General features: G+C 38.0%; 9 protein-coding genes. 3 read left to right on the forward strand and 6 right to left on the reverse strand.

Features of this window, described 5'->3' with window-relative positions; all coding sequences use genetic code 11:
* Positions 1-45: 45 nt before the first annotated feature.
* From BMY50_RS02405 to BMY50_RS02430, 6 genes are all read right to left on the reverse strand, one after another.
* Complete coding sequence (locus BMY50_RS02405; RefSeq protein ID WP_093317828.1) at positions 46-3,186, reverse strand: efflux RND transporter permease subunit; 3,141 nt, start codon at positions 3,184-3,186, stop codon at positions 46-48.
* Positions 3,187-3,326: 140 nt separating this feature from the next.
* Positions 3,327-3,632 (reverse strand): DUF190 domain-containing protein, encoded by a 306-nt coding sequence (locus BMY50_RS02410; RefSeq protein ID WP_093317829.1) that lies wholly within the window; start codon positions 3,630-3,632, stop codon positions 3,327-3,329.
* Positions 3,633-3,699: 67 nt separating this feature from the next.
* On the reverse strand, positions 3,700-4,707 hold the full coding sequence (locus BMY50_RS02415) for an efflux RND transporter periplasmic adaptor subunit (protein WP_093317830.1): 1,008 nt from the start codon (positions 4,705-4,707) through the stop codon (positions 3,700-3,702).
* Positions 4,708-4,760: 53 nt separating this feature from the next.
* The gene (locus BMY50_RS02420; RefSeq protein ID WP_093317831.1) at positions 4,761-6,014 is read right to left on the reverse strand and encodes a TolC family protein; all 1,254 of its coding nucleotides are present in this window, start codon (positions 6,012-6,014) and stop codon (positions 4,761-4,763) included.
* Positions 6,015-6,322: 308 nt separating this feature from the next.
* Positions 6,323-7,696, reverse strand: coding sequence for a HAMP domain-containing sensor histidine kinase (locus BMY50_RS02425; RefSeq protein WP_093317853.1), 1,374 nt, complete (start codon positions 7,694-7,696; stop codon positions 6,323-6,325).
* A 32-nt stretch (positions 7,697-7,728) separates the two neighbouring features.
* Positions 7,729-8,412, reverse strand: coding sequence for a response regulator transcription factor (locus BMY50_RS02430; protein ID WP_093317854.1), 684 nt, complete (start codon positions 8,410-8,412; stop codon positions 7,729-7,731).
* A 515-nt stretch (positions 8,413-8,927) separates the two neighbouring features.
* On the opposite strand from BMY50_RS02430, the gene BMY50_RS02435 reads away from it, so the two are divergent.
* The 3 genes from BMY50_RS02435 (at position 8,928) to gyrA (ending at position 13,279) form a co-directional block, all read left to right on the forward strand.
* Positions 8,928-9,563 (forward strand): DUF6266 family protein, encoded by a 636-nt coding sequence (locus tag BMY50_RS02435; RefSeq protein ID WP_093317855.1) that lies wholly within the window; start codon positions 8,928-8,930, stop codon positions 9,561-9,563.
* A gap of 18 nt (positions 9,564-9,581) precedes the next feature.
* Positions 9,582-10,484, forward strand: coding sequence for an oxygen-dependent coproporphyrinogen oxidase (gene hemF / locus BMY50_RS02440; protein ID WP_093317856.1), 903 nt, complete (start codon positions 9,582-9,584; stop codon positions 10,482-10,484).
* A 191-nt stretch (positions 10,485-10,675) separates the two neighbouring features.
* Complete coding sequence (gene gyrA / locus BMY50_RS02445; RefSeq protein WP_093317857.1) at positions 10,676-13,279, forward strand: DNA gyrase subunit A; 2,604 nt, start codon at positions 10,676-10,678, stop codon at positions 13,277-13,279.
* Positions 13,280-13,297: the final 18 nt, after the last annotated feature.

A 13,297-nucleotide genomic window follows, 5' to 3' on the forward strand; every position in this document is an offset into this window, starting at 1 on the left:
CAAAAGCAGCACTGTATTCATTCGCTGCTTTTGTTTAATTTTTAACTAATCTCCTTTCGATTTTTTTCGATTAACCCACCAAAACAACGGTGGAATTAATAAAGGAGCAAATAATAATGTACTTGTTAAACCTCCAATAATAACAGTTGCTAAGGGTCTTTGTACATCTGAACCAATCCCACTTGAGGTGGCTGCAGGAAAAAGACCTATTATAGCAACAACTAATATGGTTAAGACTGCCCTCAGCTGCTTCTTGGAAGTATCACCAATTAATTGTTTTTGCTGTTCTATAGGAAGCGCGTAGGTAGATAAATTATTGAATTTCCGATTGAGGGAAGAGACAATGAGTACACCAGCCATTACTGAAATTCCAAAAATGCTCACAAAACCTACACCGGCAGATACGTTAAAGTAATACCCCCTCAATAGTAAAGCAATAATTCCACCTCCTAAAGCGAACAGAATGCAACTCATTGTTAAGAAAGTATCTTTGAAATTGCGGTACAAGAGGTAGAGAAAAGCAAATACTAAAGTAATGGTTAAAGGAATAGTAAATAGAAGTTGTTTTCCTGCTCTTTCCAAATTTTCATATTGTCCTCCATAAATGATATCATAACCTTTAGGGATATGTATTTGATGATATATTTTCCGCTGTAATTCCTTTACAAAACTTACCTGATCCCTGCCTTCAATATTCGTGCGAACGGTTATCATTCGTTTACTTCCGTAATGATAAATATTCGTTTGACCTTCCATAAAACCAATGTCTGCTAATTGATTCATCGGAATCAAATTTCCTGAAGCAGACGTTACTAATAAACTTTTTAAAGCGTCGATGTTGTCTCTATATTGCGGAAGATATCTCACCACGATATCATATCGTTTTGTTCCATCGTATATTTCGGAGATGGTTTTACCCCCAATGGCAGCTTCAATCATATTCTGAATATCCGAGATGTTTATCCCAAAGCGTGCGGCATTCTCTCGATTTATCTTGACTGCTATCTGTTCTTGGGGTCCTTCTTGTTCAATATTCACAGATTCACTTCCTTTCATGTTCCGAACGATATTCGCAATGCTATCTGCCTTCTGTCGCATCATGTTTAAATCCTCGCCAACAATAGAAACAGCTAAATCCGCAGCTGAGCCTGTTACGATTTCCATCACTTGATCGATAATTGGCTGACCACTGGAGAAACTAACGCTTGGTAGTGCTTGGGATAGATCAGTTTTAATATTATTTACTAAGATAGTTTTAGCAATGGTATCACTCCACAGCTTATAGTCTTTTAAGCCCACTAAAATTTCATTTCTATTGGCAGGAAACGGGTCAGTACCATCATCATTACGACCCGTTTGGGTAATAACAAAAGCAATCTGCGGATATTTAGCGATTGTTTTTCTAATAAGTGGAGCGTATTTGGCATTCTCTTGAATATTAATACCAGATGGGAAGTTGCCACGGAGAAATATAGAGCCTTCGTCGAGAGAGGGGAGGAATTCTGATCCTAATTTTGCTCCAGCTAAGATAAAAATTGCTACCACCGAAAAACCAACAATAACGGTAAGTTTATATTTTCCCATAAATTGCTGTAATGTTTTACCGTAAGCATTCTCCATAAAATCCAATATCCGGTTACGGCGCTCCTTTAAAGGTTTATCAGGGTTGTTGAGCGCTTTGTGGTAAACAAAGGAAATTAAAACGGGAATGATTGTTAACGCGGCAATCATAGATCCTATAACTGCAAAGGCCAGCGTTAATGCCATGGGTGAAAATAGCTTACCCTCTACACGTGTCATTAATAAAATAGGCATATAAGCCAATATAATGATGGTTACGGAAAAGAAGATCTCGCGACCTACTTCCTGAGCGGATAACAAAGTGATTTTAATAATCCCTTCACTTTTCTCTTCCTTAGTTGCACTTCGATATCTTCGAATAAGATGTTCTACCATGACACATGCGCCATCTACTATAATTCCAAAGTCGATGGCTCCTAACGACAACAAGTTCGCCGGAATACCGGTTAATCGCATCAATATAAATGCAAAGAGCAAGGAAAAAGGAATGGTCAATGCCACTACCAACGCGCTACGAACACTCCCGAGAAAAAAGATTAAGAGGATGATGACAATGCTTACACCTTCAAAGAGCGTATGCGCAACTGTTTCCAAAGAATGGTTTATAAGGAAGCTCCTGTCGTAAAGCGGGCGGATTTTTACACCCTCGGGCAAATCATGATCCTGAACATCCTGTATGCGCTGTTTTAATTGCGCTAAGGCATCACTTGGGTTTTCATACCTACGCAATAAAACCACTCCCTCCACACCATTATTAACATCTATACTGTCGGCCGTAACAGTATAACCCAACACACCATTTGGTGGTGGTGGACCCACCTCAACGTTCGCCACATCCCTAACAAATATAGGCATGCCATTTACCGACTTCAGTACTATGTTAAGTATATCATTTTCCGATTTTATAGCTCCAAGTCCGCGAACAGCAAAACCCTGCCCACCACGATTTATGATATTTCCCCCAGTATTTTGATTATTATTATCAACAGCTGTTTCGATATCAGCAATACTCAGGCTGTATTTGCGTAACTTCTCAGGCGAAGCAAAAATATGATATTGCTTCATTGGTCCACCGAATGTTGTCACATCTGCAATTCCAGGGGTCTGTAAAAGTGCTGGTTTAATCACCCAATCTTGTAGATCACGTAGTTGAGTGGGGGTGAAGCTTGGTGGTGCTTCCACTACATAGCGCATAATTTCACCGACAGCCGTTGATAGTGGCGCTAATTCGGGAGAAACCCCATCGGGAAGTTCTACGGATGATAAACGCTCTAATACCTGCTGACGGGCAAAATAATCGTCTGTACCGTCTTTAAAGGTTAACTGTACAACACTTAAACCAAAAATAGTACGGCTTCTACGATCCAATACATTTGGCGTATTTTGTAAAGCTCTTTCTATTGGAACAGTAACCTGTTGTTCTACTTCTTCGGCGGCGCGACCAGGGAAAGGCGCAACTACAATTACATTTGTATCTGCAATATCAGGATAGGCTTCAATTTTCAGTTGCGTAAAGCAATAGTATCCTACCGCCATTAAAAGAATACCGATGGCAACAACTGTCCAACGATTTTTTAATGAGAATATTAATAAATTCCTTATCATTGTTTTTCCTATTTATTTTGCTGATTATCAGTAGCAAGATTATGTTAGTTGTGAGTTATCAGTTACGAGTTGTGAGTATCAAGACATATTCAACTACTCTCTACTTGACTACTCAACTATTTCCCTACTCAACTACTTAACTAATCCACCCATTCTCTTACCTCATGTACCACGATGTAACCTGCTTTGGTAACGGTTCTGAAGGCTTTTAATACTTCGTTTACTTTGTCATTTTCATCGATAAAGGTGATAAGAAGTGGTACCTCATCGAAACTAAATAAATCGTTAGGCCTATTGAGATGATGTCCGTTTATATATCCAAGGCTTCCGTTAAAAGCGGTGGCCCCTTTAATGCGATGTTTTATTAGAAACTGCATAATGAATTCATAAAGCGGCTGGCTGTGCATGAATTCGTTCTTGTCGATAAATATCTGTACCTGTAACATGTTTGTGTGATTTTTACTTCGGCTTGAGCTCTCGGTGATTCAGGCCATTTTTTTTTGAACCATTAACTTAGTAGCCAAATGACAATCCTTTTAATTGAATTGCTCCTGTAGTGACAACCTGATCTTTTGGTTTTAATCCATCTAGAATAACCAGGCGTTCACCTATCTGTTGTCCGGTATGGATTTGTTTCCGTTCAAATTGGCCATCGCCTTTTTTAATAAAAACATAGTCTTTCCCATCAACCGTAATGAGTGATTCTTTTCCTATAGTAATATTGTCGCCGGTATTTTTTAGGTCGAAAGAAGCCTGTGCAAACATACCCGCTTTTAACAGCTCACTGTTTCCCAAAATACTGACGCGGAGCTTGATCATTCTGGTAATATTGTCGACTACATCCGCGACGTCTTCTACTACACCTGTGAAGGTTTTATTCGGGTATGCAGAGAAAGTAATGTTACATTTAGCCCCCTCATGAATATTACTGATTTGATTTTCAGGAATATCGCATATTACATAGGCCTTACCAACGGGTGCTCTGCGAAGTGCTTCCGGGTTAAATCCTCCTTGCTTTAAATCAGCCTCATGTTGTATAAGTGCAGCTTTTTCATTTGCAAGGTTACTTTTTTCTGAAGCAAGAGCTGTTTGTGCTTCCAATACGTCTCTACCAGTGGCTGCACCATGATTAAGTAAATCGGATGCTCTTTCCAATTCGATTTCTTTTTGTTTGATATTTATCTGTTGAATTTGATGGATATTCGTTTGATGTTGAGCCAGCGCAGTATAACTACTCGCCAAATCAGGATTATCAAATAATACCACGTTTTGCGAAGCTCCGGCAACGGAAGCAACAACAGTAGCGGCAATTTTTCCGGGAGCGGTATAGGAAGCTGATAACGCACCGTCGCTTACCTTATCCGTTTTAAAGAAACTCTTCATGGCATTATCTTTAAAAATAATCTGCTGTCCGCCATTGTTTATTATTGGCGCCTCGACTTTAGTGGAGGTATCGGCCTGATGAGAGGTACAACTTACCCCTAGTAGGGATGTGCACAATAAAAAAATATATGATTTCATTAGAAATTGATTGTTAAACATTAAATGGACAATTCATTTTAATTAATAGCGACCTACTGAACCAGTTGTGTAATCAACCCGGTAGCATAGAGCAATTGGATATAGCTTTGTCGATAAGATTGGAGTGCGTCATAGTATTGCTGCTGCGTTTCAAGCCAGCTCCTTTGCGCTTCCAGGAAATCAATAAGGGTGGTGCCACCCCTTAGATATGCATACTTAACGTTGTTTAAAATATGTTCAGACTGCAGCAGTAAACCGTCCGTAAACTTATGTGTATTCTGTTGCTGTGTTAGATAACTTGCATAAGCGGTTGTAACTTCCGACTGTGCCTTGTTTTTAATGGCCTGGTATTGTTGTTCGGATTGGTTTTTAAGAACATATGCTTTTTTTATCTCCCCTTGATTACGTGAAAAAAGAGGGAGATCAAAAGTTAGCGCAAACCCAACGTAATTTATGGTGTTCTGTGGGTTCCACATAAAACCAAATTCAGGTACCGGAACGGCCAAGCTTTTTTGTAAACTAATATTTTTATCGGAAACAGTAATGAGTGATTGTGCCAGTTTGATATCACTTCTATAAGATAAAGCTTTCTGCAGCAAAGTGTCACCATTATTCGCTATCCCTAATACAAATTGATCATTCATGTCTATATCTTCCAATGATTTAGCCCCAACGAGGTAAGAAAGTTCTGTTAATCTATTTTTTAGATCTTGTTCCGCAGATCTTACTTTTAACTCATATTCTTTTGCCAATAACTGGGTACGCATGAAATCCGTTTGTGTAATCACCTGTTTTTCCATGCGAATCGAATTGATGTCGCTGAGCGAATCGACATTACTTTTAGCTATTCGAAGTATATCCAATTGTTTATGAGCAGTATATACTTCCATCCATTTTAATGCAACATCCGCAAATACTTGTCGCTGATTTTCTTGGTAACCTTTTTGAGCAAGATCAATATGCTGATTTGCGAGTTGAATTTTTTTCTGACGTTGACCAGCTAACTGAAAAGGCTTGGTGAGGGTAAACATAACCTGCCTGTTTAAAGGATCCGACCACGTTGTATTCGCGGCAAAATTTTTATTCTGCGCCAACTGAATGGTTTCATTATGGAAAATAGGGTTTGGCCGTAAAGCTGCCGTTGTACTGTCGGCTTGTGCCACATTTATTTGATAAGCTACTGTTTTTAAATCAGGATTTGATTTACTAGCTTGCTTAAGCGCCTCCATAAGCTTTAATTTTTGCGCATAGACGGATGGCAGGAGAAACAAGCTGAACAATAGGCTCATGAAAACAATTTTTTTCATCTGTTTATATTTTGTTTTTTAGCTGTTAGATGGAGCCTTTGATGATTAAGATAATCATTGCCCTGTGCGTTTAATGATTATCTTAATCATGTTGGGTTCATAAATTCATTTTTTAATTCATGACAAAATTGAAAAATGATAAGCTGAACAGCCGTTAGAAAGCCTTTATATTTTTATTAGAAAATCGTTAGAGCGAAGTGAGTGATGAACTATGAATGAAGAACTATGAGTAATGAACTATGAACGAGTAAATGGTTTGATGCTCACAACTCATAACTGGCAACTCACAACTAATGTAATCTTGCTACTTAACTACTTACGTGCGGGAGCATTATTTTAAAGTTTGTACCCACATTTATTGAAGAAGAGACTCTTATCTGACCATGGTGTAGTCCGATAATTTTTTTGCAAAGGGCCATACCAACCCCATATCCTGGGGAATGGATTTTATTTCTTCCGCGATAAAAAGGAGTGAAGATTTTATTGATATCTTCCTCGCTTATACCGACCCCTTTATCAGTAAAACTAAGTATTGTATATTGGTTTTGATAAGATATATATACATCGCAAGCATGGTCGTCGGAAAATTTGCATGCATTATCCATAATATTTGCAAATGCCACCTGTAGGAGATAAGCATTTCCATTCATCATAATAACCTCTTCAATAGCCGGAATTTCGTCAAAATTAATTTTGATATAATAGAGGGGATTTTGCTTTTGGAGCTGTTGTCTTGCATCTAAGAGAACTTCGTCTATCCTGATCGTTCTGAAAGATATCTGCGCTGGGTCATAGCTTGCTTTTGCTAAATCTAATAAGCTATTAGTAAGCTTAGCGAGCGATTGCGCATCCGTTAGCGTTAGTTTTATAATATCTTGATATTGCTGGATACTCCGTTGCTTATTTGTAGATAATTCCAGTTCAGTAATAATTGAAGAAAGAGGAGTACGCAATTCATGCGCTATATTAGAAACAAATTCTTTCTGTGCCGTAAAAGATTTTTCTAATCTATTAAGCATTTCATTAAAGGTAATAGCCAGTTCTGCTAGTTCATCTTTTCCATTACCAATACTTATTCTCGAATCAAGATTGTTGGCCGTTATTTCGTCTACATTTTTTACCATGTTCGATACAGGTTTAAGCGCCTGTTCGGCAGAGAACCTACCAGCAACTATGATTAATAAGATGGAAAGGCAGAAAGCAATAGCAAGGTATTCAAGAATAGTACCCAATTTTTCTTCGCCATATCGATCTATTGCCGCTGCAGTAATTATGTATGATTTATTATCGTGTTCGAGTGTAAATGCGGTGACATTGTATTTGCCGAAATGATATCGAACCTCTTTGTGCAGGGCTATAGAATCGAGAAGTCCTTTTGTTTCTTTAACAATATCTTTATTTTCCGCATCGTGATATACCAGGTGATAATTATGATCGTATATGGCCACTTCCTCATTAACTATTCTCGGCGTGTTATTGGCGTAAATTGTTTGAAGCACTTCAGGTTTGATGTTTAAATCAAATAAGAAGTAAACTTTGGTAATAGCGCGTTGTTTAATTTGGTCATAGAATTCCTCTTTTTGATCATTAGAAAAGGAAATATAAAAAAAGAGCGCGAATACTAATAGGATACCAGCAAAAAGCAATGAATACAATAATGTAAGTTTGGTTCTTATCTTCATTAGAAATATGCTTTTAACTTAACAAGAAAGAATTATGGGATAGTTTTAAAAATAAAGCCCATACCAGGCTTCGTGTGTATATACTTTATATCATAATCCTTATCTATTTTTTTTCGTAGATAATTTATATATACATCAATAAAATTAGTGCCTGTATCAAAAGTGGTATCCCAGACCTTATCGGCTATCTCTACTCGTGGAAGCACCCTGTCTTTATTTCTGATCATATATTCCAGCAGCTTAAATTCTTTTGGGGTTAAACTAATTTCATTTTCGCCCCGTTTAACCGTTTTTGAGTGGAGATTCATTTCTAAATCGCCTACGCGTAGAACAGCAGAAACAATACCCGATGTATTATCTTTTCTTTTTAGCAGTACCTTAATGCGTGCTTCCAACTCCCTAAAATCAAAGGGTTTGACTAAGTAATCGTCTGCGCCGGCATCAAAACCCTCTACTTTATCATCGGTGGTTCCCAACGCCGTTAACATAATGATAGGCAGGTCCGGATTTACCTCCTTGATTTCTCTACATAAATCGATACCATTGAGTTTAGGAAGAATAATATCAGTAATAATAAGATCATATGCGTTTTGAAACGCTAGTTTCTTCCCCAGCAGACCGTCGTATGCGACAGTTACTTTATAACCAGTTTCTTCAAGGCCTCTTTGAATGAGCTGCGCAATACGCGCTTCATCTTCAATTATTAGGATTTTCATATGCGTAAGAATAGACAAATGTAAGTGTTAATAAAAGAAAAATTTAATGTAGAAATGTTTTCAATTAGCCCTAAACAAAAAAAGGCCTCAACCGGGGAGATTGAGGACCTTTACTAACCAATTATAAACCTAAATTATGATAGAACAAAGATAAGTTGATTTACCTGGATTTCCAATATATGCAAGAGACCCAGGTAAGTGTTTATTGTTTTTTACGCTTAAATACAGCTTGTTATGTCTTTTTACTGATAATATTTTGACCGAATTTAATAAGTTCTATGACCCTGTAGCTGATCAGATTCAATTGTCACGGTATAGAAGTAACCAAGTTACCTATTTTAATAGGGACTTTATAGGGAGATAACAGGGACATAACAGGGAGATTATAGGGATATATCCTTGTAATCTCCCTGTTATGTTCGATTGATTATTTATTAAATATTCTGTTAGATATAAAAACTTTACTGACTTTTTGTTAAATTCGTTTCATTATAAACCTATTATTCAAACAAGAAATGGCAATCAATAGAAACGGAGCAAATGGCACCTTTAAAGGCAAAGTAGGAAGTGTTATTGGGTATGAATGGCGTGGAATACCTGTGATAAGAGGACTTCCCAAAAAAAGAACAAAAAAACCTTCAGATAAAGAACTAAGTAACCGTGAGCGCATGCGTATTACGCAAGTTTTTCTTCAGAAGATTAAAAATTTTATTCGTTTGGGTTTTGCCGAGGATGCCAGAATAAAAAACATCTCTGCCTTTAATGCGGCCATCAGCTATAATAAAAAGTATGCTATAGCAGGTGAATATCCTGAACTTACTTTAAATTACAGCGCAGTGTTAGTAGCTAAGGGGAATCTCCTTCCTCCACAGCATCCATTTGTAAAACTTATTGATGATAAACTAATTTTTAGTTGGAAACGTCATATAAACTGCAAGAGACAACGTGTGATGTTGCTGGTTTTTGACGAACATAATACATATGGGCATATGATCTTGGGCGGTGCTTCTCATGACGAGGAGCAAGAAGTAATTTCAATTGAAGGCGAGGACCTTTCATCAGGAACTGTTTTACATAGCTATATAGCCTTCATATCCGATATGCACGATGCGATATCTGATAGCGTATATTGTGGATCGCTTAAAGTGTAAATTATTATCTTTGCTCCCATGATTAATAGAGATGATATTGCTGTGGCCTACCAGCAAATTCAAGATGAAATATGTAAGGGATTGGAAATAGCTGATGGAGGTGCAATCTTTAAAGAAGAAGTCTGGGAAAGGGAAGGTGGAGGCGGTGGACGCACGAGGATTATTGAAAATGGAGATGTAATTGAAAGAGGGGGTGTTAATTTTTCAGCGGTACATGGTAAGCTTCCGGAAAAAATCAAAACAGCTTTTAATGTTAATGAAGATGATTTTTTTGCTACGGGTGTATCTATTGTGATTCATCCAAGTAATCCATGGGTTCCTATTATACATATGAATATACGTTATTTTGAGCTTAATGAGGAGGTGAGGTGGTTTGGGGGAGGCATAGATTTAACACCTCATTACGTTATTCCGGAAGACGCCTCCTTTTTTCATCAGTATTTAAACAATACGTGTACCCTTTACAAGGATAGCTTCTATCAACAGTTTAAAAAATGGGCAGATGATTATTTCTTTATAAAACATAGAAATGAAACCAGAGGAATAGGCGGTATTTTTTATGATCGTTTAAAACCCGATAATACCAATATTAGTTATGAACAGCTGTTTGCCTTTTCAAAAGATGTTGGAAGAAGTTTCCTCCCTATCTATACTGAATTAATTACAAGAAATAGAAAAAAGATCTATACCGAGGCTCATAAACAATGGCAGTTTATGAGACGAAGCCGTTATGTGGAGTTTAATTTAGCGTACGATTCGGGTACTAAATTTGGACTTGAAACGAATGGAAGAATCGAATCTATTCTAATGAGTTTACCACCGCAAGCCAATTGGGTGTATGATTTCCATGCAAAACCCGGTTCAGAAGAAGAAAAAACTTTAAGGCTTTTGAGAAAGGGAGTCGACTGGCTTGATTTCTAATTGAATTAAATTGTGGAACGGCTAATTAACAGGAGAGAGAACCTCTTTTAAAATTGCCAAAAAAATAGGCTATAAAGGGGCGCTTATGGGGTTAAATGCTAATACCCAACACCTATTATTCTATTCCCAAAGATTTTTATTAATTTCGCATGCACTTAAGCGAAATAGTTTATATAACGAACTAAAAAAGTATGGCTGACGAAACAGAAAATGAAGATAATTTGGTTCCGGCGAACGACCGGATTATACCTATAAGTATAGAAGAGGAAATGAAGGCTGCCTACATCGATTATTCGATGTCGGTAATCGTTTCAAGAGCCCTGCCAGATGTGCGTGATGGATTAAAACCGGTGCACCGTAGAGTTTTATATGGGATGCTTGATTTGGGAGTAACGAGTAGTAAACCTTATAAGAAGTCGGCACGTATTGTAGGGGATGTTCTCGGAAAGTATCACCCCCATGGTGATTCTTCTGTTTACGATACCATGGTCAGAATGGCGCAGGACTGGAGTTTGAGGTATCCTTTAGTTGATGGTCAGGGTAACTTTGGCTCAATTGACGGTGATAGCCCAGCGGCCATGCGTTATACAGAAGCGAGGCTGAAAAAGATCGCTGAAGAAATGCTGGCAGACATCAATAAGGATACTATTGATTACCAGCTGAATTTTGATGACTCATTGCAGGAACCTACTGTTCTTCCAACAAAAATCCCTAATTTATTAGTAAATGGTGCATCTGGTATTGCCGTGGGTATGGCAACTAATATGGCACCTCATAATTTAAGTGAGGTGATTGATGGTACCATTGCTTACATTGATAATCGAGATATCGAAATCAGCGAGCTGATGCAGCATGTTAAGGCACCCGATTTTCCAACAGGCGGCGTAATCTATGGGCACGCAGGTGTGCAAGATGCTTTTGAAACGGGTAGGGGACGTGTAGTAATGCGCGCTAAAGCTGAAATTGAAGTTTCAAAAGGAGATAGGGAAACAATTATCGTAACGGAAATACCTTACCAAGTTAATAAGGCTGATATGATTAAGCGTACGGCTGACCTTGTTAACGATAAAAAAATAGAAGGAATTTCTGCTATAAGAGATGAGTCCGACCGCGAAGGGATGCGTATTGTTTATGAAATAAAGCGCGACGCCAATGCTTCTATTGTACTTAATAATCTGTTTAAATACACCTCTTTACAAACTTCATTTAGTGTAAATAATATTGCCCTTGTTCATGGCAGGCCAATGTTATTAAACCTGAAAGACATGATTCACCATTTCGTGGAACATCGTCATGAAGTAATTATCCGTCGTACGAAGTTTGAATTGGCGGAGGCAGAGAAAAGAGCGCATATTCTTGAAGGGTTGCTGATAGCGCTCGATCATCTTGATGAAGTTATTCAGCTTATCCGTGCTTCAGAAACACCAGAAGACGCCCGCATAGGCTTGATGGAGAAATTTGGGTTGTCAGATATACAAGCCCGTGCTATCTTAGATATGACGCTAAGAAGGCTTACCGGACTAGAGCGTGATAAAATTAAGGAAGAGTATGCTGAATTAATGAAAACTATTGAGTACTTGAAATCTATTCTGGCAGATGAAGGTTTAAGGATGAAGATCATTAAAGATGAGCTGTTGGAGGTTAAGGAAAAATATGGTGATGAACGGCGTTCCATCATCGTGCATTCAGCAGAAGATATGCGCATGGAGGACTTTATTGATGATGAAGAAATTGTTATCACTATTTCGCATGAAGGCTACGTTAAGCGCACACCTTTGACCGAATATAGGATACAAGCGAGAGGAGGAAAGGGCTCCTTAGGTTCTACCACAAAAGAAGAAGACTTTACTGAGCATATTATAACTGCTTCAGCTCATAATTATATGCTTTTCTTTACAGAAGCAGGGCGCTGTTTCTGGCTTAGAGCTTTTGAAATTCCAGAAGGTACCCGGACTTCAAGAGGAAGGGCTATCCAGAACATTATTAATATTCCGAAGGAAGAGAAAATCAAGGCTTACATTAAAGTGAAAAATTTAAAAGATCAGGAATATCTGGAGAATAATTTCATCATAATGTGTACAAAGCGCGGCACCATTAAGAAAACCTCGTTGGAAGCTTATTCAAGGCCAAGAGCAAACGGAATCAATGCTATTAACATTAATGAAGGTGATCAGCTCTTGGAAGCTTCTTTAACAAATGGTAGTAGCGAGATTGTTATGGCACTAAAATCAGGTAGAGCCATTCGTTTTAATGAATCTACTGTTAGACCAATGGGTAGAACTGCCACAGGAGTGCGCGGCGTTACCTTAGCTGGAGCCGATGATGAAGTTGTTGGCATGATTAGTGTTGATAATAATGATGTAACCATTCTCGTAGTTTCCGAGAAAGGATACGGGAAACGTACAGATATTGACGATTACCGTGTAACCAATAGAGGGGGAAAAGGAGTTAAAACCTTAAACGTTACTGAAAAAACAGGACAATTGGTTGCCATCAAAGGTGTAACTGATAATGATGACTTGATGATTATTAATCGATCTGGAATCGTTATTCGTATTGCCGTAAGCAAATTACGTACAATGGGAAGGGCTACTCAGGGCGTTCGTTTAATTAATTTAAAAGAAACCGATCAGATTGCTTCTATTACAAAGGTAGAACATGAGGATGAAGTAATAGAAAATCTGGATGATGTGGTTGTAGGTGATGATGCAATTGCGGATGATACGAGTACGTCAGCTGCATCGGATGACAATCAGCCCGAAGACCAGCAAAAAGAAGATGAAGAGAACGATTGATCTATTAGTTATAATTAA

Source organism: Olivibacter domesticus (assembly GCF_900109575.1).
In the GTDB taxonomy this organism is placed as follows: Bacteria; Bacteroidota; Bacteroidia; order Sphingobacteriales; family Sphingobacteriaceae; genus Olivibacter; species Olivibacter domesticus.